The sequence below is a fragment of the Pseudomonas sp. GM41(2012) genome (genome assembly GCF_000282315.2).
GTDB lineage: Bacteria > Pseudomonadota > Gammaproteobacteria > Pseudomonadales > Pseudomonadaceae > Aquipseudomonas.
In genome coordinates this window covers 87092-112798 of the sequence record NZ_AKJN02000009.1, presented here as the reverse complement: position 1 = coordinate 112798, position 25707 = coordinate 87092, and the positions used below count along the sequence as shown (strand labels likewise).

Annotated in this window: 24 protein-coding genes and 1 pseudogene; 14 read left to right on the top strand and 11 right to left on the bottom strand. The window is 60.7% G+C overall.

Translation table 11 applies throughout. From position 1 onward, the window contains the following. Positions 1-95 precede the first annotated feature (95 nt). The 3 genes from PMI27_RS03370 to PMI27_RS03380 form a co-directional block, all read right to left on the bottom strand. Positions 96-1478: an MFS transporter gene (locus PMI27_RS03370; protein ID WP_008156518.1), complete on the bottom strand. Its 1383-nt coding sequence runs from the start codon at positions 1476-1478 to the stop codon at positions 96-98. A 127-nt stretch (positions 1479-1605) separates the two neighbouring features. Then, positions 1606-2340, bottom strand: a complete 735-nt coding sequence (locus PMI27_RS03375; protein ID WP_008156519.1) for an ArsR/SmtB family transcription factor — start codon at positions 2338-2340, stop codon at positions 1606-1608. A 315-nt stretch (positions 2341-2655) separates the two neighbouring features. Further along, a complete protein-coding gene (locus PMI27_RS03380) occupies positions 2656-3585 on the bottom strand; it encodes a LysR family transcriptional regulator (protein ID WP_008156521.1) in 930 nt (309 codons plus the stop codon). Between the two features lie 119 nt (positions 3586-3704). Between PMI27_RS03380 and PMI27_RS03385 the strand changes: the two genes are divergently transcribed. The 3 genes from PMI27_RS03385 (at position 3705) to PMI27_RS31915 (ending at position 5351) form a co-directional block, all read left to right on the top strand. Beyond that, positions 3705-3998, top strand: a complete 294-nt coding sequence (locus tag PMI27_RS03385; RefSeq protein WP_008156523.1) for a putative quinol monooxygenase — start codon at positions 3705-3707, stop codon at positions 3996-3998. Between the two features lie 34 nt (positions 3999-4032). Continuing rightward, entirely contained in the window at positions 4033-5046 is a 1014-nt protein-coding gene (locus tag PMI27_RS03390; protein ID WP_008156525.1) for a zinc-binding alcohol dehydrogenase family protein, read from the top strand. A gap of 134 nt (positions 5047-5180) precedes the next feature. After that, the gene (locus tag PMI27_RS31915; protein ID WP_008156527.1) at positions 5181-5351 is read left to right on the top strand and encodes a hypothetical protein; all 171 of its coding nucleotides are present in this window, start codon (positions 5181-5183) and stop codon (positions 5349-5351) included. An 8-nt stretch (positions 5352-5359) separates the two neighbouring features. On the opposite strand, the gene PMI27_RS03395 is transcribed toward PMI27_RS31915, so the two are convergent. Together PMI27_RS03395 and PMI27_RS03400 are read right to left on the bottom strand one after the other, a co-directional pair. Then, positions 5360-6556 carry a multidrug effflux MFS transporter gene (locus PMI27_RS03395; RefSeq protein WP_008156529.1) on the bottom strand — a complete coding sequence of 399 codons (1197 nt, stop codon included), beginning with the start codon at positions 6554-6556 and terminating at the stop codon, positions 5360-5362. A gap of 196 nt (positions 6557-6752) precedes the next feature. After that, positions 6753-6950, bottom strand: coding sequence for a heavy-metal-associated domain-containing protein (locus PMI27_RS03400; RefSeq protein WP_008156532.1), 198 nt, complete (start codon positions 6948-6950; stop codon positions 6753-6755). A 147-nt stretch (positions 6951-7097) separates the two neighbouring features. Here PMI27_RS03400 and PMI27_RS03405 point away from each other — a divergent pair, with 147 nt between their 5' ends. From PMI27_RS03405 to cueR, 3 genes are all read left to right on the top strand, one after another. Beyond that, positions 7098-7481 (top strand): hypothetical protein, encoded by a 384-nt coding sequence (locus PMI27_RS03405; protein ID WP_008156534.1) that lies wholly within the window; start codon positions 7098-7100, stop codon positions 7479-7481. Positions 7482-7671: 190 nt separating this feature from the next. Then, positions 7672-10065 carry a heavy metal translocating P-type ATPase gene (locus tag PMI27_RS03410; protein WP_008156536.1) on the top strand — a complete coding sequence of 798 codons (2394 nt, stop codon included), beginning with the start codon at positions 7672-7674 and terminating at the stop codon, positions 10063-10065. Then, positions 10062-10475, top strand: coding sequence for a Cu(I)-responsive transcriptional regulator (gene cueR / locus PMI27_RS03415; protein WP_008156539.1), 414 nt, complete (start codon positions 10062-10064; stop codon positions 10473-10475). Before PMI27_RS03410 ends, cueR begins: the two co-directional genes overlap by 4 nt. Here the strand turns inward: cueR and PMI27_RS03420 are convergent. Both PMI27_RS03420 and PMI27_RS03425 read right to left on the bottom strand, forming a co-directional pair. Further along, positions 10429-11643, bottom strand: coding sequence for an MFS transporter (locus PMI27_RS03420; protein ID WP_008156541.1), 1215 nt, complete (start codon positions 11641-11643; stop codon positions 10429-10431). The two genes, cueR and PMI27_RS03420, sit on opposite strands and share 47 nt — an antisense overlap. A gap of 309 nt (positions 11644-11952) precedes the next feature. Then, positions 11953-12846, bottom strand: a complete 894-nt coding sequence (locus PMI27_RS03425) for a PA4780 family RIO1-like protein kinase (RefSeq protein ID WP_008156543.1) — start codon at positions 12844-12846, stop codon at positions 11953-11955. Between the two features lie 459 nt (positions 12847-13305). Between PMI27_RS03425 and PMI27_RS32570 the strand changes: the two are divergent. Beyond that, positions 13306-14394 (top strand): annotated as a pseudogene (locus tag PMI27_RS32570) (cache domain-containing protein); the annotation flags it as partial. 90 nt (positions 14395-14484) lie between these two features. After that, positions 14485-15252 carry a methyl-accepting chemotaxis protein gene (locus tag PMI27_RS32565; RefSeq protein ID WP_371916927.1) on the top strand — a complete coding sequence of 256 codons (768 nt, stop codon included), beginning with the start codon at positions 14485-14487 and terminating at the stop codon, positions 15250-15252. Between the two features lie 193 nt (positions 15253-15445). Here the strand turns inward: PMI27_RS32565 and PMI27_RS03435 are convergent, their stop codons facing one another. Next, positions 15446-16237 (bottom strand): AraC family transcriptional regulator, encoded by a 792-nt coding sequence (locus tag PMI27_RS03435; protein ID WP_008156547.1) that lies wholly within the window; start codon positions 16235-16237, stop codon positions 15446-15448. A gap of 84 nt (positions 16238-16321) precedes the next feature. Here PMI27_RS03435 and PMI27_RS03440 point away from each other — a divergent pair, with 84 nt between their 5' ends. Next, entirely contained in the window at positions 16322-17350 is a 1029-nt protein-coding gene (locus PMI27_RS03440; protein ID WP_008156549.1) for a bile acid:sodium symporter family protein, read from the top strand. Here the strand turns inward: PMI27_RS03440 and PMI27_RS03445 are convergent. Beyond that, positions 17337-18614 carry an acetyl-CoA C-acetyltransferase gene (locus PMI27_RS03445; RefSeq protein ID WP_008156551.1) on the bottom strand — a complete coding sequence of 426 codons (1278 nt, stop codon included), beginning with the start codon at positions 18612-18614 and terminating at the stop codon, positions 17337-17339. The genes PMI27_RS03440 and PMI27_RS03445 overlap by 14 nt on opposite strands. Before the next feature lie 250 nt (positions 18615-18864). On the opposite strand from PMI27_RS03445, the gene PMI27_RS03450 reads away from it, so the two are divergent. Both PMI27_RS03450 and PMI27_RS03455 read left to right on the top strand, forming a co-directional pair. Then, positions 18865-20217 carry a 3-oxoacyl-ACP reductase gene (locus PMI27_RS03450; protein WP_008156553.1) on the top strand — a complete coding sequence of 451 codons (1353 nt, stop codon included), beginning with the start codon at positions 18865-18867 and terminating at the stop codon, positions 20215-20217. A 2-nt stretch (positions 20218-20219) separates the two neighbouring features. Then, positions 20220-21074 (top strand): MaoC family dehydratase, encoded by an 855-nt coding sequence (locus PMI27_RS03455; protein WP_008156555.1) that lies wholly within the window; start codon positions 20220-20222, stop codon positions 21072-21074. A gap of 59 nt (positions 21075-21133) precedes the next feature. Here PMI27_RS03455 and PMI27_RS03460 read toward each other — a convergent pair whose 3' ends face one another. Beyond that, positions 21134-21547 carry a response regulator gene (locus tag PMI27_RS03460; protein WP_008156557.1) on the bottom strand — a complete coding sequence of 138 codons (414 nt, stop codon included), beginning with the start codon at positions 21545-21547 and terminating at the stop codon, positions 21134-21136. 84 nt (positions 21548-21631) lie between these two features. Beyond that, positions 21632-21829: a Flp family type IVb pilin gene (locus PMI27_RS03465; protein ID WP_008156559.1), complete on the bottom strand. Its 198-nt coding sequence runs from the start codon at positions 21827-21829 to the stop codon at positions 21632-21634. A gap of 324 nt (positions 21830-22153) precedes the next feature. On the opposite strand from PMI27_RS03465, the gene cpaB reads away from it, so the two are divergent. The 3 genes from cpaB to PMI27_RS03480 all read left to right on the top strand — a co-directional run bounded on the left by cpaB (position 22154) and on the right by PMI27_RS03480 (position 25698). Beyond that, entirely contained in the window at positions 22154-23101 is a 948-nt protein-coding gene (cpaB, locus tag PMI27_RS03470; RefSeq protein WP_008156563.1) for a Flp pilus assembly protein CpaB, read from the top strand. Between the two features lie 129 nt (positions 23102-23230). After that, positions 23231-24421, top strand: coding sequence for an AAA family ATPase (locus tag PMI27_RS03475; protein WP_008156565.1), 1191 nt, complete (start codon positions 23231-23233; stop codon positions 24419-24421). Next, complete coding sequence (locus tag PMI27_RS03480; RefSeq protein ID WP_008156567.1) at positions 24418-25698, top strand: CpaF family protein; 1281 nt, start codon at positions 24418-24420, stop codon at positions 25696-25698. Before PMI27_RS03475 ends, PMI27_RS03480 begins: the two co-directional genes overlap by 4 nt. The last annotated feature ends 9 nt before the right edge of the window (positions 25699-25707 follow it).

Here is a 25707-nt window from a genome sequence, read left to right as displayed (position 1 = left end):
CGGGCGGCGTTCCGACGATGAGGCCATCACATTCAACATCGATGTTGAATGTGATGGCCTCATCGCGAGCAGGCTCACTCCCACAGATTCGGTGATTAATTGACGATCACCGCCTCGCTTAATTCTTCCAGCGTCTTGCCCCGGGTCTCCATCCCGAACACCCAAACCACCCCTGCCGCAATCGCAAAGCACATCGCCCCCAGCGCAAACACCCCGCCCTGACCGGTCATCGGGAACACCAGCCCGGTCACCATTGGCCCGAGCAACGAACCCACGCGACCAATCGCCGACGCAAACCCCGAGCCCGTGGCCCGCGCCGATGTCGGGTACAACTCCGGCGTGTAGGTGTAAAGCACCGCCCACATGCCGAACAGGAAAAACTGCATCAGCAGCCCCGACGTAATCAACAGGCTGACGTTGCCGCCAAACACCGCGCTCTGACCATACAGAAACGCCATCACCCCGCCGCCGAGCAACGTCACCACGCACACCGGTTTACGTCCCCAACGCTCCACCAGCCAGGCGGCCATCAGGAAACCGGGAATCCCGCCGAGGGAAATCAAAACCGTGTAATACACCGACTGAGTCACGGCAAAACCCGACTGCTGCAGCAAGGCACTGAGCCAGGACGTCAGGCCATAGAAACCCAGCAACGCAAAGAACCAGACGCTCCAGATCATCATCGTGCGCTGGCGGTACAGCGGCGACCAGATCTGCCGCAACGCGGAAAAGAAATGGCCCGGCGTACTCGCCACTCTCGGCAGGCGGATCGGCTCAGGCAGCTCCGAACGTCCCAGAGATGTCCGGACCCGATCTTCGATGCGCAGCAAGACCTTGTCTGCCACCTCATGATGTCCGGCCTGTTCCAGCCAGCGCGGTGATTCGGGAATGAAAAAGCGAATCGCCAGGACAAACACCGCCGGCACCGCCAACACCAGGAAGATGTCCCGCCAGCCAATCACCGGCAGCAGGAAGTACGACAGTACGCCGGCGGCGACGAAACCCAGCGGCCAGAAACCGTCCATCAACGCAATGTAGCGCCCACGCCGTTTGGCAGGAATCAGCTCTGAGAGCATCGACTGAGCGATGGGAAACTCCATGCCCATGCCGATCCCCAACAGGATTCTAAACAACGTCAGCGTTTCGACGTTCTGCGCCGTGGAGCACAGATAACTGGCGATCCCCCACAGCACGATGCTCCACTGAAACACCGGTTTGCGCCCGAAACGGTCGGCCAGCATGCCGGACAGTGACGCCCCCACGACCATGCCGAAAAAGCTCGAACTGGCCAGCAACCCGGCCTGCGCCGTGCTCAGGCCAAACTCGGTTTTGATCGAGCCGAGCAGGAAGGTCATCATCGCCAGGTCCATGGAGTCGAAGAAAAACGCCAGGGCAATGATGATGAAAATGATCCGGTGATAACCGCTGATGGGCAGCCGTTCCAGTCGTTCTGCCGCGCTGAAGCCTCGTGTTTCCATGCCACATTCCCCCAATCCGAAAGTCCCCGGACGAGTGTGCGCCATAGCTGCTGGGGGTTACTGCTGGATGCGACCTGTTCGCAGCTCTGAGCGACGCCCGAAGCTTCGGACGTCGATCTCGATGCGTCTACAACGCCATTTCCAGCTCGGTCTCTTTGGCGAACCGATGGATTTCACGCTGCCCCGCGGCGGTGATCTGCAAGGCTCGCGAATCGTTGGGCAGGCTCAGCCAACCTGACTGCATGAACAATTGCAGCAACGCCGCACCCAGTGATCCGCCCATGTGCGGGCGTCTTTCGCTCCAGTCCGGGCAAGCACAGGCGACTCGGCTGTTGCGATGAGCCAGCGCCTGGATGAACACACCCCGCGTCGCCAATTGCGTGGCGCCCTTGTGAGTGATCATGACCCGCTGATCGAACTGTTCGATCCAGCCAGCATCCAGCAGGCGCTGGTAAAGATCGGCGGCAAGGGTGCCGCCCAAATGGTCGTCGCAAAGCCTGGCGCGCAAGAGTGACGAAGGCGCCGCCTGAGGTTTGGCGATGGGTGTCGTGCGCTTGAAAACATCCGGGATTTCCCGAGGAGTGCTGGCCAGGGTGGCGCTGGCCAGTGCCTCTATCGCGGCCCCCACTTCGGGTGCGGCAAGGCGGAAGAACCGCTTGCGGCCGCGGATTTCGACTTTCAACAGACCTCCGCCGGACAAACGCCCCAGATGCGCACTGGCCGAAGACGGTGACAGACCGGCCAACAAGGCCAGCTCTTCGGTTTGCCGCGCCGAGCCGTCCATCAAGGCCCACATCATTGCGCTGCGCTTTGGGTCAGCCAGCAACGTGGCGATCTGGCTGATGCAAGGTGCATGTTCCATGTATTCACTCCCTGTTGAATCGTTTCGTCTACTGCTCAGAGACATCTTGACCAGTAATGTGTCGTCGGCCAAGGCGTGGAAACCGCCATAAACCGGGCAAAGCCGGCCAATCGCACAGGCCATTGCTTGCAGGTTTCGCAAAGCCGCGCGATTGACCATAGGGCCTGGCTGACTCGGATGTGGACTCGCCATTGCGAGATCGACGGTGCGTACATGAGGCGAGCGCTAGTATATGCGGGTTAACCGCCGGTTCCTGCCCTTGGGAAACCGTTGCTGGTGATAGTTCCTGAGTGAAATTTCGCTATTTGCCTGCGACTAATGATCGGCGCCCGATAACGTCGGAAATTGGCTACTCAAGCGGGCGCATCGGCTGGCAAGCATTTCCCGCAAAAGGTTCACAGGCTTACTCAATTGTGCGCGATGGGCGCACAGCAAATTCAGCGGTGCGCGCTCACAGAGCAGTTCTGGCATGAGCACTTTCAACCGACCGGCCAGCACATCCGCCGCGACATCGAGCCAGGATTTGTAGGCAATCCCGGCACCTGCCACGGCCCACAGCCGCACGACATCGGCATCATCGCTGAAACGATCGCCGCTGACGGTCAGGCTGACCTCGCGTTTGCCGTCGTGGAAACTCCAATGGTCGTGGACCCGGCTGCCGAGCATGAACAGCAGGCAGTTGTGCTGAGCCAGTTGCTCCAGTTGCCGCGGCTCGCCATGCCGGGCCAGGTAACTCGGGGCGGCACAGAGCACGCGGCGGTTCTGCGGGGCGATGGGCAGCGCCACCAGGCTTGAGTCTTCCGGCTCGCCGTACCGCAGGGCGATGTCCACCGGTTGGCGGAACAGGTCGGCGATGCGGTCGCCCAACAGCAAACGCACCGTAAGCTTCGGATGCTCTCGCTGAAACTCGTCCAGCCAGGGCAGCAGCAGGTTGCGGCCAAAGTCCGAAGGCGCCGACAGCTGCAAAATCCCGCTGACCTGATCCTGACCGCTGGCCAACAAACGACGGCCCTCATCGAGATTGCTCAAGGCGGCCCGAGCGTATTCGAGAAACCCCTCGCCTTCAGCGGTCAGGCGCAGGCTGCGGGTAGAACGTGCGAGCAACCGGGCGCCGAGCTGCTGTTCGATGCGTTTCAACGCCGCACTGGCTACCGCGGCCGACATGTCCATCCCACGCGCCGCCGCTGACAGACTGCCCAGGTCCGCCGCCCGGACAAACAACTGCAAGTCATCGAAACGCAGCATCGTTCAGCCTCGATTATCAAAAAAATATTGAAAGAGACTGCTCTTTTAGCGGGTTTTATCTTGCAGAGAAATAGCCAATCATCCGTCCCATCGAATTCATCCCGTTCCCGGAGCCGAACATGTCCCAGCCTTTTACCGCCATCGCCACTCTCATCGCCAAAGCCGGTCAGCAGGACGCCCTCGAACAGCATCTGCGTGCGCTGCTGGAACCGACCCGCGCCGAGGCCGGTTGCGGTCAATACGACTTGCACCAGGACCTCGCCAATCCTCACGCCTTCTACATGATCGAAAAATGGAGCAGTGACGAAGCCCTGCAGGCCCATGACGACAGCGCGCATATCCAGAACTTCCGCGCCAAGGCTGGCGACTTTCTCGAACACTTCGACCTCAAGCGCCTGCGCTCAATCGTCTGATTGCGTCCTTCTTTATTACTTTTCAGGAGCCCCTATGAAAGCCATTGCTTACTACGCCTCGTTGCCAATCAGCGACTCAAACGCTCTGCAAGACATCGAACTGCCAGAACCGGTTGCCGGCCCGCGTGACCTGTTGGTGGAAGTCAAAGCTATCTCGGTCAACCCGGTGGACACCAAGGTCCGCCAAAACGTCCAGCCTGAAGCGGGCACGCCGAAAGTGCTGGGCTGGGACGTGGCCGGTGTGGTCAAGGCCGTCGGCAGTGAAGTCACGCTGTTCAAGGCCGGCGACAAAGTCTTCTACGCCGGCTCCATCGCCCGCGCTGGCGGCAACAGCGAACTGCACGTGGTCGATGAGCGGATCGTCGGCCATATGCCGAAAACCCTTGGTTTCGCCGAAGCCGCCGCGCTACCGCTGACCGCTATCACCGCGTGGGAATTGCTCTTCGAACGCCTGCAAGTGCGTGAAGGCAAAACAGATGAAGGCCAGAGCCTATTGATCGTCGGTGCCGCTGGCGGTGTGGGGTCGATCCTCACGCAGCTGGCCAGCCAACTCACCGGGTTGAAAGTCATCGGCACCGCTTCCCGCCCGCAAACCCAGAGCTGGGTTCGTGAGCTGGGTGCCGACCTGGTGATCGATCACAGCCAGCCGTTGAGTGAAGAACTCAAACGCGCGGGCGTCGATCAGGTGACCCACGTCGCCAGCCTGACGCAGACCGATCATCACTTGGATCAATTGGTTGAGGCACTGGCGCCGCAAGGCAAACTGGCCCTGATCGATGATCCGAAGGCGCTGGACGTGACCAAACTCAAGCGCAAGAGCCTGTCGCTGCACTGGGAGTTCATGTACACCCGCTCGCTGTTCGAAACCGCGGACATGATCGAGCAGCACAAATTGCTCAACCGCGTGGCTGAGCTGATCGACGCCGGGACGCTGAAGACCACGGTCGGCGAGCATTTCGGGACCATTAACGCGGCGAACCTGCGTCGCGCCCATGAGCTGCTGGAAAGCGGCAAGTCCAAGGGCAAGATTGTGCTCGAAGGGTTCTGAAACAAACTGACACGGTTGTCGCCCAGATGGGCGACACCGTCAGTCAGAGAGTTGGCCGTTGTCACAATTGCGATCGTATTCGGGTCTACAATCGAAACCTCTGCGGCACAATCTTTTAAGTGAGGAGGTCAGCAATGAAGATCCTGATAAAAGAATTGTCAAAATCCCAGTGGCAAGTCCGTCTCGACCAACACACCGTGACATTCCGCAGCGAAGCCGAAGCCCGCGCCTTCACCCGCACCCTTGAAGCGCGACTACAAGCACCTCATCAAATTATTGACCGCCAGCAGCGAGCCGCTGGCTGAGTCCGTCCTCAGACCTGGGCTTGCGCCAGCGCCCGGGCATTTTGCAAACGCAGGGTGAGCATCGCCACGCTCACCACCAGAATTCCGCACAGGCTGATGACCATGGCCATCGGCATGGCGCTGCCGTCGTGTAAAACACCCACCAATGCTGCGGCCCCGGCGGCGACGCTGAATTGCAGGCAACCGAGCATCGCCGATGCACTGCCGGCCCGCGCGCCCTGCCCGTTCATGGCGCAGGCCGAGGCGTTGGGGAGGATGCAACCGAGGCTGGCGATGCAGATAAACAACGGAATCAGCAACGGCCATAGCTGCGCGGTGTGCAATAAACTGACGGCCAGCAGCGCCAGACCGGCGCCAACGTAGATCCACACGGTGCGCGCCAGCAGAAATGCCGGGCCACGCTTGGCCAGCAATCGCGCGTTGAGCTGCGCGACCAGAATGAAACCCGCCGCGTTGGTACCGAACAGCCAGCCGAAATGCTCGGCTGGCACGCCATACAGTTTGATGAAGACGAACGGTGAACCGGCGATGTAGGCAAACATCCCGGCGATGGCGATACCACCGGTCAGGGCGTGGCCGAGGAACACCCGGTCCGACAACAGTCGACCGTACTGACGCAACGCCCCGGACAATGGTTGACGCGGCACATGGGCCGGCAGACTTTCCGGCAACCCGAGCGCCACGGCCAACCCTGCCAGGGCACTGAAACCGGTCAACACGAGAAAGATCGACTGCCAGCCCGTGGTGTTGACCAACAGCCCGCCCAGCATCGGCGCAAGGATCGGCGCCAGGCCCATCACCAGCATCAGCTGCGAAAACACCTTCGCCGAACCCACTGCATCGCATTTATCGCTGACAATCGCGCGGGAGATCACCATCCCCGCACACCCGCCCAACGCCTGAACGAAACGTGCGCCCATCAACCATTCGAGGTTCGGCGCATAGGCGCAGGCCAGGGAGGCGGCGGTGAATAAGCCGACGCCGGTCAGCAACGGAATGCGGCGCCCAAATCGATCCGCCACCGGGCCGTAAGCCAGTTGACCGATGGACAAACCGAGGAAATATGCGGCCAAGGTCAGCTGAACGTGTTTTTCATCGGTGCCGAAAGCGAGCGCCATCGCCGGGAAGGCCGGCAGATAGAAATCGATCGCCAGCGGACCGAAGGCGCTCAAGGCGCCAAGAATCAAAATGGTACGGAGGTTCATCAGGCATCCAGTTGGGCATGAGTCGGCAGGCCGACAGTCTAGCCGCGCATGGACGCCTTGAACATTCCGTTAGGTCGCTAACTATTAAAAACTCTGTAGGAGCTGAGCTTGCTCGCGATAGCGGTTGAACCTTCAACATTGATGTCGTCTGACACTACGCTATCGCGAGCAAGCTCGGCTCCTACAAAGATGGGGCTCAGGCGACTTTGGCGGGGTAGCCTTCTTCGGTGATCACCGCGATCACCTGATCCGCCGACAAAGCGCTCTCGACGCCGACTTCTTTCGCGGCCAGATCGATACGCACGCTGGCTGCAGGATCCTTGGCTTGCAGCGCCTGGGTGATGGCTTTGACGCAGTGACCGCAGGACATGCCTTGAACGTTGAACACTTGCATGGGATGACTCCTTTCGTGAAGTTGCGTGCAGTCTTGAGCTTGCCACCATGGCAAGGTCAAGTTCTGAAGTGCGCTGCCGGGCTGGCAATCAGCGCCGCGCTCGGCCAAGCTGCGTCCATCAATGACTCGACATCAGGAGATTCAGCCATGCGCTGGTCAGCTCTCAGCCTGTTTGGCTTTCTCAGCCTATTTGCCGCGACACCTTCGGTTCAAGCCGCCGGGGAGGACTATGGCGTACTGATCATTTCCCGCGAGCGCCTGGAAGTTGCGACCTCCTGCGAGATTGGCGTGTACATCCACGATCAGCTGTCGGCGCGGTTGTTCCAGGAGCAAAGCACCTCGTTCAACCTGCCGCCGGGCAATGTGTCCTTGCGCCTGAAGTTGCTGCCGGGCCAGGCGTCGGGTTGCAACCCGGGCATGCTCGCACCGGGTTCGCAGAACATCACGCTCAAGGCCGGTGACGTGTTGAAGTTCCGGATTGCGATGACGCAGGAAGGGATGTACCTGAAACCCACTGCCCTCGACTATTGATTCGCCGGTAAAAAAAAAGATCAAAAGATCGCAGCCTCGTTGCACTCGACAGCTCCTACAGGGGATACGAAACCTTGTAGGAGCTGTCGAGTGCAACGAGGCTGCGATCTTTTGATCTGAGACATGGCGCTTGACCTTGCCAGCATGGCAAGGTTGATCCTGTAGGTATCTTCTACAGGGAGCGTGACCGATGTCCGAATCCACCACTTTCGATCTGCCGATTGCCGGCATGACCTGCGCCAGTTGCGCCGGGCGTGTCGAGCGTGCCTTGAGCAAAGTCATCGGCGCCTCTGCCGTCAGCGTCAACCTGGCCACCGAACAGGCCCGGGTTCAAGCGCCCAGCGACAGCCTGCCGGCCTTGATGGACGCGGTGCAGCAGGCGGGTTACAGAGTGCCGCAGCAGAGTCTGGAATTGAGCATCGACGGCATGACCTGCGCCTCCTGCGTCGGCCGGGTCGAACGTGCGCTGGCCAAGGTGCCGGGGGTCAAAAGTGTCAGCGTCAACCTGGCCAATGAACGCGCCCACCTTGAGCTGCTCGGCCAGATCGATCCGCAAACCTTGATCGCTGCCGTGACCAAGGCTGGCTACAGCGCCAGTGTCTGGGAAGTCGAACACCCGCAAACCGATAATCAACAACAACGCCTGCGCCGCGAGCGTTGGGCGTTGATCATGGCGATCGTCCTCGCTTCGCCGTTGGTGCTACCGATGTTGCTGCAACCGTTCGGCGTGCACTGGATGCTCCCGGCCTGGGTGCAATTCGCGTTGGCCACGCCAGTGCAATTCATCTTCGGTGCACGCTTTTACGTCGCAGCCTGGAAAGCCGTGCGCGCCGGTGCCGGCAACATGGATTTGCTGGTCGCGTTGGGCACCAGCGCCGGTTATGGCTTGAGTCTTTATGAATGGGCCACCGCCGCCGGGCGCATGCCGCACCTGTATTTCGAAGCCTCGGCGGTGGTAATTGCCCTGGTGCTGCTGGGCAAATACCTGGAAAGCCGCGCCAAGCGCCAGACCGCCAGCGCCATTCGCGCCCTCGAAGCCTTGCGCCCGGAGCGGGCGATTCAGGTGATCGATGGCCGCGAGCAGGACGTCGCCATCAGCGCCTTGCGCCTCAATGATCTGGTCATGGTCAAGCCCGGCGAACGCTTCCCGGTGGACGGTGAAGTGGTCGAAGGCCAGAGCCACGCCGACGAAGCGCTGATCAGCGGCGAAAGCCTGCCGGTGCCCAAACAACTCGGCGACAAGGTCACTGGCGGCGCGATCAATGGCGAAGGCCGGTTGCTCGTTCGTACCCTGGCCTTGGGCGCGGAAACCGTGCTCGCCCGCATCATCCGCCTGGTCGAAGACGCTCAAGCGGCGAAGGCACCGATCCAGAAACTGGTGGATAAAGTCAGTCAGGTGTTCGTGCCAACGGTCCTGCTGATTGCGCTGGCAACCTTGATCGGTTGGTGGTTGTCCGGCGCGCCGATGGAAACGGCGCTGATCAATGCCGTGGCGGTATTGGTGATCGCTTGCCCGTGCGCCTTGGGGTTAGCCACACCAACGGCAATCATGGCCGGGACTGGGGTGGCGGCGCGCCACGGAATTCTGATCAAGGACGCCGAAGCGCTGGAGCGTGCCCATGAAGTCAGTGCGGTGGTCTTCGACAAAACTGGCACGCTGACGTCGGGTACTCCGCGCATCGCTCATTTGAGCGCAATCAACCATGACGAAGCGGCCCTGCTGCAAATGGCCGGCGCCCTGCAACGCGGCAGCGAACACCCATTGGCCAAGGCGGTTCTGGACGCTTGCGCCGAACGCGGCTTGACCGTGGCCGATGTCAGCGACAGCCAATCCCTGACCGGCCGTGGCATCGCGGGCACTCTGGACGGTCGTCGATTGGCGCTGGGCAATCGTCGTCTCCTCGAAGAGAGCGGCTTGAGCGCCGGTGAATGGGCGAGCTCTGCTGCCGCTTGGGAGACCGAAGGCCGGACCCTGTCCTGGCTGATCGAGCAAAGCCCCGAGCCGCGAGTATTGGGCCTCTTCGCATTCGGCGACACCCTCAAACCCGGCGCGCTGCAAGCCGTGCAACAACTCAACGCACGCAACATCAGCAGCCACCTGCTGACCGGCGACAATCGCGGCAGTGCCAAAGTGGTTGCCGAGGCGCTGGGCATCACGGATGTCTACGCCGAAGTACTGCCCGCCGACAAAGCTGCCACCGTCGCCGAACTGAAAAAAACCGGCGTGGTAGCGATGGTCGGCGACGGCATCAACGACGCACCCGCCCTGGCCGCCGCCGACATCGGTATCGCCATGGGCGGCGGCACCGACGTTGCGATGCACGCGGCCGGGATCACCCTGATGCACGGCGACCCACGGCTGGTGCCGGCGGCGCTGGAGATCAGCCGCAAGACCTACGCGAAGATCCGTCAGAACCTGTTCTGGGCCTTCGTCTACAACCTGATCGGCATTCCGCTGGCAGCGTTCGGCTTCCTCAACCCGGTGCTGGCCGGTGCGGCCATGGCGTTGTCGAGCGTCAGTGTGGTGAGCAATGCGTTACTGTTGAAAACCTGGAAACCCAAGGATCTGGAGGACAACCGATGAACATCGGCCAAGCGGCCCGCCAAAGCGGCCTGAGCGCGAAGATGATCCGGTATTACGAATCCATCGGTTTGCTCAAGGCCGCCCATCGTACCGACAGTGGCTATCGGGTGTACGGCGACGACGACCTGCATACCCTGGCGTTCATCAAGCGCTCCCGGGACCTGGGGTTCTCACTGGAAGAGGTCGGCAAACTGCTGACCCTCTGGCAGGACCGCCAAAGAGCCAGCGCCGATGTGAAGGCCCTGGCCCGTCAGCACATCGACGAGCTGAACCAGAAAATCCGCGAACTCGGCCAACTGCGCGACACCCTGCAGGACCTGGTCGAACACTGCCACGGCGATCACCGTCCCGACTGCCCGATCCTCAAGAACCTGGAGTCGGGCTGTTGCGCACAACCCGCTCGCCCCTGATCGCCAGCCCCTTCACCACTAACAAGGTGGTGAGGGGAATCCCGTGGAACAACAGCACCACGGCACCCGGCGTCCACCACGAATAGAACGGCGCGGCGATCAGCATGCCAACGCCGAACCCGGTCATTTGCAACAGCGTCAGGAAGCTGAAAATCGGCAGGCGCAGGCTGTCCGGTTCACGTTGCAGACGTGACATCAGGCCGACTTCCGAGAAACCGTCGCCGAGGCCCGCCGGCAACGAGAACAACAGCAAACCGTAGAGCGTTTGCTGCTGAAACATCAGGATGAAGCCGCAGGACATCAGCAACACACCCAAGAAGAATCGCCGCTCCAGGTTCACGTTATCCGAGCCTTTCAACCGGCTGGCGATGCGTGCACCGATGAGTTTTCCGCTGGCCCAGACCGCCAGCATCAGGCCCAGCGTGGTGCTGGCCGACTCGGGCGTCAGCAGTTTGGAAATGATCGGAAACCCCACGTTGTGCGCGGCACTGCCAAGGGTGTCAGCCATGGCCACCGCGAGCATCGCCGCCACCACCGGCGTACTGCGCAGCCCCTGAAGCAGGGTCGCCCATTCACCACGTTCGTGAATCGGTTCGTCACTGGGCGCAGGGTGTGAAAAGCGCAGCGGCAAGATGAACAGCGCGGCCAACAGATAAGTGACCACGTTCAATGCAAACACTGTTTCAAAGCCGAATGCCGCCACCAACAGCCCTGACACCAGACTTCCGCCGACCATGGCTGCCGACGACGCCGAGGTGATCCAGGCGTTAGTCTTGAGCAAATGCTCAGCCTTGATCAAGTGCGGCAACTGACTGTTGAGGCCGATGGCGAACATCGAGTTGCCGAATCCCAGACCGAAAGCGATCACCGGTAACAACAGCACCTGCTGGGCGACAGGTAGCACCAGCAGCAGGCCCAGCAGTCCGGCGCGCAACAGGTCAAAGGCAATCAGCGGCAGGCGCCCGACCCAGCGGCGATAAAACGTCGTGCCGATGAGACTGGCGAATATCCCGCCGGCCACGCGGCTGGCGAGGAAGATGCCGACGCTCATGGCGCTGTTGCTGAGCAGGTAGACGTAGGTGGCCAGGGCGACCATGTTGAGGAAGGCGCCGAAGTCAGAGATCAGGCGGGCGGTGATGATCAGTTGGGCGTTGCGGGGGGAGTTCACATTCAGTCCTTGAGTGTGGGTTTGGGCGGTGGATAGTAGACGTGATTTTGGGGTGAATCTGAAAGCTACCCCTCACCCTAACCCTCTCCCCACAGGGGCGAGGGGACTAATTGGGGATATCTGGAGAAAATCTGCGACCTGAAATATCGAGTCGAACTCAGGACTTGAAAAGCACTGAGATCTGCTCCCTTTCCCCCTCTCCCCCCTGGGGAGAGGGCTGGGGTGAGGGGTGGATCCATCTGGCACCACAACGTCAGAACCTTTAACCCATAAAAAACCCGGCCAACAGCCGGGTTTTTCGTTAGCCGATCACTGCATCCAGGGCGGAGGCGGTTCTTCGGCTTTGCTCGGTGGCGCGTCGTCAGCAGCGCGGATCGCTTGCTTGCGCTCTTCATCAAGGCGTGCAGCCTCGATCTCGCGCATGATCCCGCCAACATCGGCCAACTCTTCCGGCTCATCGAACTCGCCGGTCAAGATGCTGGCCGGGTGCAAGGTGCCGGCTTCGAACAGGGCCCACATTTCCTTGGCGTACTTGGTCTTTTTCAACTCCGGCGCAAACCGCCCGAAGTAGGACGCCATGTTGCCCACATCCCGCTCCAGCATGCTGAACGCGTGGTTGTTGCCCGCCGCGTCGACCGCTTGCGGCAGGTCGATGATCACCGGGCCGGTTGGGGTCAACAGTACGTTGAACTCCGACAGGTCACCGTGCACCAGACCGGTACACAACATCAGCACGATCTGCGAAATCAGGAACGCGTGATACTCGCGCGCCTGATCCGGTTCCAGCACCACGTCGTTCAGACGCGGCGCGGCATCACCGTACTCGTCGGCCACCAGTTCCATCAACAGCACGCCTTCAAGGAAGTCGTACGGCTGAGGAACCCGGACGCCAGCACCGGCCAGACGGAACAACGCCGCCACTTCGGCATTCTGCCAGGCATCTTCGGTTTCTTTCTTGCCGAACTTGGAGCCCTTGGCCATCGCTCGAGCCTGACGGCTGTTGCGCACCTTGCGGCCTTCCTGATACTCGGCCGCCTGACGGAAACTGCGTTTATTCGCCTCCTTGTAGACCTTCGCGCAACGTAACTCGTTGCCGCAGCGCACCACATAAACAGCTGCTTCTTTACCACTCATGAGTGGGCGCAGCACCTCGTCGACCAGACCGTCCTCGATCAGGGGTTCAATGCGTTTTGGAGTCTTCATCAGCTTTTATTGGGGGTCCTTTATTACCAAACACGCGAAAGTCATTCGTTATACGGCAATCCACTCATTCGGGGGAGGGGTTGCCGACCTATGAACCTTCCAGTAACCGTCAACAAGCACACAATGTGCCGGATTAATCGGTCAACAACCGCCGGTCGTCATCGGCCGCCACAGATCATAGCTGACCCTGCGTCACTTGTTGCTGAAGGGCTGAGCGGGTATTTGCGACAGAAGCTGACATCTCGATTCATACCCTTCGTAGGATTTTTCTTAACAGGCCTCAATTTCCGCCTCTATCAGCCGAAGTCATCATAGACAAAGTGATTTGTCCGACAATCGTTTCGACTACAACAACGATGGCGCACTCACGGAACCGGGTCGATCAAGAACGTTTACGGCTGCCAATAATCCGCGAGTCATCTGCACTGCGTGGGCCTACAAGAAAAATCTGGAGCGCGGATGAACATCAAACAGAAGTTGACCTGGGCGTTTGCAATCATCGCCTGCTTGCCGGTGGTGCTGGTCGCTACCCTGGTTGTGCTGAACTTGCGCAGTGATGCCAAGGACAGTTTCGTTGACGGCAGTGGCCGCGAGATTCGTCAGGTCAGCAACGCCATGCAACTGTTCTTTGACGGCATCAGCCAGAACGTGGATTACCTGGCGACCCAACCGCTGATCAAGAACTCCGACGACAGCCTCAAGACGTACATGAGCGCCAACGCCGAGAGCATTCCTCAAGGTGAGATGGACAAGAAGGTCTTCGGCCTCCTTCAGGACCTGGGTAACAGTCACCCGTCCTACGCCTACGCCATTCTCGGCACCGCGGCGGGCGGTTATGTGTCCTGGCCGGACGATGCCAAGCTGAGCAATTACGACCCGCGCCAGCGCCCCTGGTACAAGGCTGCCCAGGCCAAACCGGGCAAACCGTTCCGCACTGAGGCCTATTACTGGGCCCAGGACGACGCGACGTACGTCAGTACCGTGCGCACCATCGATAACAAGTTGGGCACCAATGGCGGCGTGGTCAGCATCGACGTGACGCTCAAACAGCTCACCGAAATCGTCAAACAGATCAAGCTCGGTGAAACCGGCTACCTGATGCTGCTGGAAAACACCGGCACCGTGCTGGTCGATCCGAAGCAACCGGAACACAACTTCAAAGCGCTGAGCAGCCTCGGCGACGGCTACGCGCAACTGGCCAAGGCCGGCAAAGGGCTGGTGGAAGTTGAGCTGAACGGCGAACGCTACATGGCCAACGTCTGGCCGTCGGAGCAGCTGGGCTGGACCTTTATCGGCCTGATCAAGCAGACCGACGTGATGAGTTCGGCTACCCAACTGACCTGGCTGATCGCGATCATCGCCGCCGTGCTGGCTGTGTTCTTCGCCATCGTCGGCGCCAGTTTCGCCAGCCTTATCGTGCGGCCGATCCGCAGCGTGGCCAGCGGTCTGGAAGGCATCGCCCAAGGTGAAGGCGACCTGACCAAGAACCTGCAAATCCGTGGCAGCGACGAAACCGCGCAACTGGCCAACTGGTTCAACCAGTTTTTGGCGGCGATTCGCAACCTGATCCAGAGCATTGGCGGCGCTGCGACCAAGATCCTCGCCACCTCCAAGAGTTCGACCCAGGTCTCCAGCGACATGGCCGAAGCGGCCGGGCGTCAGCGTGAAGCGGTGGACATGGTGTCCACGGCGTTCCACGAAATGGTCGCCACCGCCAACGAAGTCGCGCGTTCTTGCAGCCAGGCGGCGGAATCAGCCGACAGCGGCCAGCGTCAGGCGCGTGAAGGTCAGCAGCAGATTGATGCGGCCGTGACCAGCGTTGATCGCTTGAGCCAGGAAATCGAACAGTCGGCCCAGTCGATGCAACAGCTTGAGCGCGACAGCAACGACATTCAGTCAATCCTCGGGACCATTCGCTCGATTGCCGAACAGACCAACCTGCTGGCGCTGAACGCGGCCATTGAAGCGGCGCGGGCCGGTGAACAGGGTCGTGGGTTTGCGGTGGTGGCCGATGAAGTTCGGGCGCTGGCCAAACGCACGGCGGATTCCACGGCGGAAATCGACGGTTTGCTGGGCAACCTTGCCAAACGGACGAGCCAGGTGACTCAGCAAATGCATGCGAGCCTGGAAGTGTCCCAGCAATCGGTGACGCGAATCGGTGAAGCACGCAGCAGCTTCGGGCTGATTCGGGAGTCGGTCGACGTGATCCGCGACATGAACACCCAGATCGCTACTGCGGCAGAAGAACAGCATCAGGTGGCTGAAGACATCAATCGGCACATCAGCCAGATTCATGGTGATGCGCAATTGGTGGCGGAACTGGCGAATTCGGCGCGGCTGGATTCGCAGAGTCTGGCTGGGTTGTCGAATGAGCTGGATGGGTTGGTTCGGCGCTTTAGGACTTGAGAATGGGGTGGTCTTGAGATCCACCCCTCACCCTAACCCTCTCCCCAAGGGGTAGAGGGGACTGACCGAGTTGTTTGGTCGACATTCTGCGACCTGAAATTTCCGAGTCGAACTCAGGTGTTGAAGAGCATAGAGATCGGCCCCCTTTCCCCCTCTCCCCCGTGGGGAGAGGGCTGGGGTGAGGGGCTGGATTTCACTGCCGAAACAATTCTCCCGGTGTAAACCCAAACAACCCCTTGAACGCCGCAATAAACGCCGAAGTCGAGTCATACCCGCAAGACAGCGCGGCATTCGTCACGCTGTCCCCCTCCTCCAGCAAACTCAACGACGACAGCAACCGCATCCGCTGGCGCCAACCTCGAAAGCTCAACCCGGTTTCCCGCTGGAACAACCGCATCAAGGTCTTCTCCGAGGTGCCCAACCGCTCGGCCCACGCCTGCAACGTCACATTGCACTCAGGACTTTCGATCAGCTCATTGCACAACCCCAACAACCGCTCATGGCGCGGTAACGGTAGCGAGAAGCCGACCTCCGGCAGATGCGCCAACTGATCCAGCAGCACACTCACCAGCCTTGCTTCCTGGCTGTTGCCCTGTGGATATTCAACCGGCAGCAAACAAAAGCTCTTGATCAGTTCCCGGGCCAATGGCGTCACTTCCAGCACCCGGCAACGCCCGTCCGCCCATTCACAATCCTCGCGGCGCACATAGAGGCTGCGCATCTCCGCGCGCATCGAAGTCACCACCTGGTGTTCGAGATCCGCCGGAATCCAGATGCCCCACTGCGGCGGCGCAAAGAAACTGCCTTCGGCGGTGTGCACGCCGAGAACGCCGCTGATCGCATAGGAAAACTGCACCCAATCGTGCCGATGCGGCGGCGTCCATGAACCGGCGTTAAGACTTTCCGCACGGGCATACAGCGGACGCGGCAGCGCCGTCAGTGTCGGAATCGTCCGCTCGAGAGAAAGTTGTCCGTTAGTCGGCATTGATTGGCCTTATGTCGCAAGACGGCTGATGGAGCCGACGTTAGGCTAAGTCACCAATTCTTACAAATGTATTCGGTGCCTGTTATGCATGCCTTCAAACACCTCAAACGCGTGGTCACCGACTGGTTCTTGTGTGGCATGTTGATCGCCACGCTGCTGGCGTATTTCTTCCCGACCTTCGGCGCCACCGGCGGCGGAATGCATGCTGAATACGTGATCAACATCGGCGTGTTCCTGGTGTTCTTCCTGCACGGGGTCAACCTGTCCAGCGAGCAGATCACTCACGGTCTGAAAAACTGGAAGCTGCACGTGATGGTTCAGGGATTCACCTTCGCGGTGTTTCCGCTGATCTGGCTGCTGAGCGACAAGCTGTTGGGTTCGCACTTCCCTTCGCTGCTGATGCTGGGCTTCCTGTACCTCTGTGCCCTGCCCTCGACCATCTCCTCGTCCGTGGCCCTGACCGGCAGCGCGGGCGGCAACGTACCGGCGGCGATTCTCAACGCGAGCCTGTCCAGCGTGCTGGGGATTTTCCTGACGCCGCTGCTGGTGAGTTTCGTGGTCGGCAGCGGTGCTGGCGGCATCGATCTGGGCTCAACCCTGCTCGACCTCTGCGCCATGTTGCTATTGCCACTGGTACTCGGCCAATTGGTGCGGCCATTTCTGGGCAAGTTCTTCGCCCGCCACAAGCGCTACACCAATATCGCCGACAAACTGGTGATTCTGTTACTGGTCTACGCGGCGTTCTGCAATTCGATGGTCTCGGGGATGTGGCAAAAGCAGGGCAACAGCGTGATCCTCACGGCGCTGATCGGCAGTGCGATTCTGCTGGCGATCATCCTGTGGATGACCACCCGCACCGCTCGCGCGTTGAAATTCAGCCCGGCCGATGAAATCGCCGCGGTCTTTTGCGCCAGCAAGAAATCCCTGGCCGCCGGTGCGCCGATGGCAGCGCTGATCTTTGGCGCCAACCCGGGGCTAGGGCTGATCCTGCTGCCGATCATGATCTACCACCCGTTGCAACTGATCGTCTGCTCAGTGATGGCCGAGAGTTACGCCAACCGCAATCGGCAGTTGGCCCAACAGCAAAGCGCCCCAGCCCTCAGCGCTCGATAATCGCTGTCACACCCTGGCCACCGGCGGCGCAGATCGAGATCAACCCTCGGCCCTTGCCCGCCGCATCCAGCAACTTCGCCAGGCTCGCGACGATGCGTGCGCCAGTTGCGGCAAACGGATGCCCCACCGCCAGTGAACTGCCTTTGACGTTGAGGCGGCTGCGGTCGATCGAGCCCAGTGGCGCATCGAGACCGAGGCGGGTTTTGCAGTATTCCGGATCCTCCCAGGCCTTCAGCGTGCAGAGCACCTGCGCGGCGAAGGCTTCGTGGATTTCGTAGTAATCGAAGTCCTGCAAGGTCAGGCCGTTGCGCGCCAGCAAACGCGGCACCGCATACACCGGCGCCATCAACAATCCTTCCGCGCCGTTGACGAAATCCACCGCCGCCGTCTCGCCGTCACGCCAATAGGCGAGGATCGGCAGGCCGCGCTCTTTCGCCCATTCCTCACTGCCCATCAGCACCACCGACGCACCATCGGTGAGTGGCGTGGAGTTACCTGCGGTCAGGGTGCCTTTGGCGCTTTTCTCGAAGGCCGGTTTCAGTGAGGCCAGTTTTTCCAGGGTCAGATCCGGGCGCAGGTTGTTGTCCCGGGTCAGGCCGAGGAACGGTGTCATCAAATCGTTGTGCCAGCCTTCGGCGTAGGACGCGGCCAGTTTCTGATGACTCTCCTGGGTCAGTTGATCCTGTTCGTCACGCGGGATGCTCCAGGTCTGGGCCATCAGTTCACAGTGTTCGCCCATCGACCGGCCGGTGCGCGGCTCGCCGATGCTTGGAAAGTAGGGCACCAAATGACGGGGACGCAGTTGCAGGAAGGTTTTCAGTTTATCGGCGGTGCTTCGGGCGCGGTTGGCTTGCAGGAGGATCTTGCGCAGGCCTTCGTTAACACCGATCGGCACGTCCGAGGCGGTGTCGACGCCACCGGCAATGCCACATTCGATCTGACCCAGGGCGATTTTATTCGCCACCAACAATGTTGCCTCCAGCCCCGTGCCGCAGGCTTGCTGGACGTCGAAGGCCGGCGTCATCGGCGACAACCGCGAGCCCAGCACGCATTCGCGGATCAGGCCGGAATCGCGCAAATACTTGACCAGCGCACCCGCTGCCACTTCGCCCATGCGCACACCGTGAAGGTTATAGCGCTCGATCAGGCCTTCCAGCGCTGCGGTGAACATCGCCTGGTTACTGGCAGTGGCGTACGGCCCGTTGGACCGGGCAAAGGGGATACGGTTACCACCAATAATTGCAACGCGGCGCAGTTGAGTCATGAAAAACTCCTGATTAAATATCCAAATTGAGAACCACCCCCTGTAGGAGCTGAGCTGGCTCCGGGCGGCGTTCCGACGATGGCGGTGGGTCAGCTACATTGATGTCGACTGACACACCGCCATCGTCGGAACGCCGCCCGGAGCAAGCTCAGCTCCTACAATGATCTAGCGTAGGCCTTATCTCGTGGATCGAACGACTGATTGCCATTCATGGTCCACACTTCGAACCCCAGCTGCTGGAGCGCGTTCCATGTCTGACCGTTATATCGACTTCGCCAATTCGTCCATCGGCCATCGTGTGGTCGGTGCCCTGGGTCTGCCGTCGCCGGTTCGGCTGGAGCGCTGGCAAGCCGGCCGGCTGCGGCCTGTCGAGGGGGCGCTGTTGTTAGGCGGTGGCCCGTTGACGGAGAAGATCAGCACCTTTTCCAACCGCCTCACCGATGCGATTTACAGCTACGGCACCGAGCCTTCGCTGGCCACCGCATGGATTCCCGGCCACGGCCCCAAACTCAAAGCCGTGGTGTTCGACGCCAGTGACCTGGTGCAGACCGATCAACTCAAACAGCTGCGCGAGTTCTTCCAGCCACTGATAAAAAACCTCGATCACAGCGCGCACCTGGTGATTTTAGGGCGCGCGCCGGAGACCTTGAGCGATCCGTTCGCCGCCAGCGCCCAGCGAGCGCTGGAAGGCTTCAGCCGTTCGCTGGCCAAGGAGCTGCGCAGCGGCGGCACCTTGCAGCTGATTTATGTCGGCGAAGGTGCAGAGGATCAACTGGAAGGCCCCCTGAGGTTTTTTCTCTCGCCCAAAAGTGCATTCGTTTCCGGGCAAGTGATTCGCTTGAATGCCTGCGACGCGCAGGTGACGGACTGGACTCGCCCATTGTCTGGCCGTAAGGCGCTGGTCACTGGCGCGGCACGCGGCATCGGCGCCTCCATCGCCGAAACCCTGGCCCGCGACGGGGCCGACGTGATCCTGCTCGACGTGGCACTGGCCAAGACTGACCTCGAAGCCCTCGCCGCACGCCTCGGCGGGCGCAGCATTACCCTGGATATTTGCGCCGAAGACGCCGCCGCGCAGTTGATCGAGCAACTGCCCGACGGCATCGACATCGTGGTCCACAACGCCGGCATCACCCGGGATAAAACCCTGGCCAACATGACCCCGGAGTTCTGGGACGCGGTGCTGGCGGTCAACCTCAATGCCCCGCAAGTGCTGACCAAGGCACTGCTCGACAGCGGCACCCTGCACGACAACGGCCGGGTGATCCTGCTGGCGTCCATCAGCGGCATCGCCGGCAATCGCGGGCAAACCAATTACGCCACGAGCAAGGCCGGGCTGATCGGTCTGGCCCAGGCCTGGGCGCCGACGCTCAATGAACGCGGCATCAGCATCAATGCGGTAGCACCCGGTTTCATCGAAACCCAGATGACCGCGCATCTTCCGTTCGGTGTGCGTGAGGCCGGGCGGCGCATGAGTTCGCTGGGCCAGGGCGGCCTGCCGCAAGACGTCGCCGAAGCGGTGGCGTGGCTGGCTCAACCGGGCACCGGCGCGTTCACCGGGCAAGCGCTGCGAGTGTGCGGACAAAGTGTTTTGGGGGCTTAGGCATGATCATCGATTGGCACACACTCAACCGCGAACCAAGCCTGTCGGGACTGTACGTGCGGGCTGCGACGCGGCGCAAAATCACCGGCACCACCCTGCCCGATTCGGGTTTGCGCTGCTGGATCAATGTCGACCCGGAGCACCTGGCGGACTATCGCAAAGTCTGCGGTTTTGCCGAGAACGGTTTGTTGCCGCCCACCTACCCACACATCCTCGCGTTCGCCTTGCAGATGCAATTGCTGACGGCCAAGGAGTTTCCGTTCCCGCTGCTGGGGTTGATTCACCTGAGCAACCGCATTCGCATCTTTCGCCCAATGGGCGGCGTGAATCGTGTGCGGGTCAGCGTTCAGGTGCAAAACCTCCAGCCCCATGAAAAAGGCGCGACGTTCGACCTGGTGACGACACTCGACGATCAGTTGGGGGTGTTGTGGGAAGCTGAAAGCCAGATGTTGTGCCGCGGGGTCAAACTCGCAGGCGAACCCGTCGAAGAAGTGTTGGCATCGACACTGGAAATGTCGGAAGTGGCCCGCTGGAAAGCGCCGTCGGACATTGGGCGGCAGTACGCCAAAGTGTCCGGCGACTACAACCCGATTCACCTGAGTGCCGTCAGCGCCAAACTCTTCGGTTTCCCGAGGGCCATCGCCCATGGCTTGTGGAACAAGGCGCGAACCCTGGCGGCGCTTGCCGATCATCTGCCAGCGGCGAATGTCGAGATTGCCGTGCAATTCCGCAAACCGGTGCGGTTGCCCAGTGAGGTGACATTGCTGGCCAGCGCGGCGGGGTCGAGCGGGGATTTGCTATTGGTGGGTGCGGGGGATCTTGAGCATATGGCGGGGCATTGGCGGCCGGTTGCCTGACCTGAACCGTCCCACGCTCTGCGTCCGGCTCTTGGGACGCAGAGCGTGGGAGCGATCAATCACGGACTCACTAAATCCATGCGAGGCTGCGGAAACAGATTATTCAACGTCTCCAACAACCGCACGTGATATATCGGCTTGCGAAACAGGTCGAGTACCTGCAACCGCAACATGTCGCTGACATCCTCCATGTCCGCATGCCCCGACGTCACAATCACCGGCAAATGCTGGCGAGACGTGTGCTCGCGCAATCGCTTGATCAACGACATGCCGCTCTCCTCCGGCATCCGCAGATCAGTGATCACCAACGCAATATCAGGGTGGCGCGTCAGATGTTGCAACGCGAGTTTGACCGAGGTGGCGGTAAAGCAATTGAAGCCCTCGCCCTCCAGCAACTCCGCCAATTCCAGTAAGGCATCCTCCTCATCATCGACCAGAAGAAGCTGTTGGCGTGGAAGAGAGGGAGCGTTCATGGGCAACACCTGCAATGGACTAAGCGCTGAAGTTAGAAGCCCTTTGCGGGATTGGCAAGTAGCTGACCATTGACAGCAGGCAGGTCAAAGCGCGTTTTGGATAGTGGTAAACATGGTGGTGACAGCGGCGGAGATCGGCGTCACAAACGCCGCTAGAGCGACTGCCACCATGCCCGCAATAATGGCGTATTCGATACCCGAAGCCCCCTCGGTATCTTTGGCCAGGCCCTTGTAAAAAGCGATTTCGGATTTGATCTTCTGAGCAATCTTGGTGAAGGACATGGCAGTTCTCCTGAAAGACGACGGGTGTTGCACGGTCGCAACATGATTCCCCTTTGCCAGCATCAGCATTGTCGGCATTCCCCATACCCACAACTGTAAGAACGAATTATCACTAAAGTATTAGTTGCTTCGTTGACGCCAAAAAAGTCACGTTTTCGCCCTAGCTACTTACTTTTGTTAGTTATTTTCAGTCCCTTCATGGCTTTTTGCTCTAGCTGAGCTACGGTCAAATAGCGAAATAGTTCCATGTTCATAGCTGCCTGATTGCGAAGTTTTCTCGTTGGGTGCGACGAGGTCTCAAGCAGCAGGAAAGGGAGAGCCGTCATGAACAGTCGTGTCACTCTGGGCTTGGCCTGCTTGTTTCTGGTGGGCGCCATTATTGCCGGTTACTGGGGCCTCACGCTGAGCCGCCAACCCGTTCCCGAGCCTGTCGTGCAAGCCGGGATTGTTACGCCTGCCCCCAGCGCCCAGACACCTGCCCCCGTGGACGACCCCACCCGCCAACCGGTGGTGGTGCTGCTGCATGATGTGCCACCGTTCGTACCGATCAGCGCCGCCGACGTGACCCTGGAAAAACTCCGTACCGCCCCGGCCGGCAGCCTGAGCCGCCTCGATCAAGCCATTGGCCGAACACCCTGGCGCGCCCTCAGTGCCGGCACCTGGCTCAATGAAGAAAGTTTCGAAGCCGGCGGCAGACTGGCGCGGATGATTCGTCCCGATGAACGCGCCCTCGCCGTCGCGGTGGATGAAGTGATCAATGCCGGCGGGCAACTGACACCGGGGGACTACGTCGATGTGCTGCTGTTTCTGCGCATGGACAGCAACAACCTTCAGCCGTCGGCTCAACTGGTAGTGCCGGCCTTGCGGGTGCTCGGGGTGGGCGAACAGATGGGGTTGACCAACGACGGCCAACCCGCAAGCCCGGCCCGCAGTAACGAAGAAAAACTCAGGCAGGAGCAAACGCGCACCAGCGCCCACAGCGTTTTGCTTGCCGTCCCCGAACAACTGCTGAGTCGGTTGATGCTCGCAGCCCAGGCCGGCGTGTTGCGCCTGGCCGTACGCAGCGCCGATGAAAAACGTCTGGCTCGTTACTGGGCCGGCGAAAGCTATTCATCGGCCAACCTTGCCAGTACCAACCGCGACTTGATCCAGTTCAGCCAACTGGCCATGACGCCCCCACCCAAACCTGTCGTCACCCACGGCGGCACAGCACCGCGCAAGCCGAGCGTGGAAGTCATCCGCGGCATCGAAATCACCCAACAAACCCCCTGAATCGAGCAAGGACGCCTCTCAATGCGCAGTCGCTCCATGCCCCTGTTTCAAGCGCAACGATGACCCGAACTGGTATCACCTGTACTTCCTCGAAAACTGCAACTTCGATAAACGCAGCGGATTATCGCAATGAGCCAGAACCTGAGCCAGACCTTCCTCGCGATCACGCGCAACAGCACCGACCTTGAGTGGCTGCAAGGTGCCCTCGCCCCGTTGGGCCAAGTGGTCAGCGCCGGCAGTGGCAGCCTCGACGAATTGCTGGCGCTGGTGGACGTGACCTTCGCCAGCCTGGTGTTCATCGGCCTGGACCGCGAACACGTGGTGGCCCAAAGCGCACTGATCGAAGGTGCCCTGGAAGCCAAACCGATGCTGGCGATCGTCGCGCTGGGCGATGGCATGGACAACCAACTCGTGCTCAATGCCATGCGCGCAGGGGCACGGGATTTCGTTGCCTATGGTTCGCGTTCAAGTGAAGTCGCGGGGTTGGTGCGACGGCTGGGCAAACGTCTGCCGCCCGTGGCCCCGAACACCCAACTGGGTAGCCTGACGGTGCTCTATGGTGTGCAGATCAACGCCGACGGTGCGCTGCTCGCCACGCACCTGGCGCAAGTGGTGCAAAAGAGCGGGCAGCAAACGCTGTTGCTGGACCTGGGCCTGCCACGCGGTGACAGCCTGGCCTTGCTCGGGCTGGAGAGTTCGTTCCACTTCGGCGATGCACTCAGGCACTTGCGGCGCCTCGACGCGACGCTGATCGACAGCGCGTTCACCAACTGCGCCGCCGGGTTGCGGATCCTCGCCTACGCCAACCACGATGAGCCGCTGGAACACACCAGCACCGCCGAGTTGTACATGTTGCTCAGCGCCCTGCGCCAACACTTCCAGCACATCGTGGTGAACCTGACTGGTCAGCCGGACAGCGAAGCGCTACGCACCTTCGTCACCCATTGCGACAAGTTGCTGTGGTACACCGATCAGAACGTACTCGACTGCCGCCGTAACCTGGCGGTACTCAACCTGTGGCGTGAAAAAGGCATGAAGCTCGATCACGCCAGACTGCTGGTGGATCGCTACCTGCGCAACGTCGCACCGGACTCCGAGACCCTGAGCAAAAGCTTCGGCATGGAGATCATCGCGACCCTCGTCTACAGCCCGGAAGTGCGGCTCAACGCCAAGAACCAAGGTGTGACGCTGTTTGAACTGGCCCCCCGCGAAGGCCTGACTCAAAGCCTGCGCGCCCTCGGCGATCAATTGGCCAAGCGTTCCGAGGGCCTGGCCAAGCCCAAGTCTGGCTGGTTCAACCGGTTGAGGGGTGCGCAATGAGCGGTGAAAAACTCTTCGGTGCCCCTGTACGCACCACCACTGGCAACACCGACCACGAAGGTCTGAAACTGGTGCTGCACCGCTACATCATCGACGCCATCGAGGAGTCCGGCAAAAACCTGCTGGAGGGTTCACGGCAGGTGCTCTCACAGTTCGTCATCGACAAGGTTGCCGAGTACATCGCCCGGCTGCACCTGGCGATTTCCCGCTATGAAATGGAGCGTCTGGCCGAAGAAATCGTCGACGAACTCACCGGTTTCGGCCCCTTGGAAGTGCTGCTGCGGGACCCGGCGGTGACGGAGATTCTGGTCAATGGCCCGCACCGGGTGTTCATTGAACGCGACGGCATACTGCATCTAAGCGACCTGCGCTTCATCGATGCGCATCACGTCGAACGGGTTATGCAACGGATCCTCGCGCCCCTCGGCCGACGGCTCGACGAGTCGTCGCCAATGGTCGACGCACGACTGCCCGACGGTAGCCGGGTCAACGCGATCATTCCACCGATTGCGCTCGATGGCCCTTGCCTGTCGATACGTAAATTTCGCAAGGACATGCTCAAAAGCTCGGACTTGATGGCGATGCAAACCATCGATCAGGCGATCTTCGACTTTATTCAGGAGGCCGTGGGCAAGCGCTGCAACATCTTGATCAGCGGCGGCACCGGCACCGGCAAAACCACGCTGCTGAACATTCTCAGCCAGTTGATCAACCCTCACGAGCGAATCGTCACCATCGAAGACGTCGCCGAACTGCAACTGGGCCACCCTCACGTTGTGCGCCTGGAGACCCGACCGCCAAATGCCGAAGGCCACGGCGAAGTGAAGCCCAGTGACCTGATTCGCAACGCCCTGCGGATGCGCCCGGACCGAATCATCCTCGGCGAGATTCGTGGCGTCGAAGTGCTGGACGTACTCACCGCAATGAACACTGGCCACGACGGCTCCATGAGTACCGTGCACGCCAACAACGCCCAGGATGCGCTGTTGCGCCTGGAGACATTGGTGGGCCTGACGGGCCGCACCATCGCCGAACGGACCTTGCGGCAAATGATCTGCGCTGCACTGGACGTCGTGATCCAGCTGACGCGCCTGCCCGACGGTCGCCGCTGCATCAGCGAAGTAGTGGAGGTGATTGGCTTGCGTGATGACGTGTATGTCACCAACACGTTGTTCCGCTTCGATCGGCGCAGCGGCTTCGGATTCATGCGTGAGGCGGTCAACCCCGCCGGCGAAAAACTGCGCCGTGAGTTGGCGCTCTCTCCCTCTGCATACTGAAGGCCACAG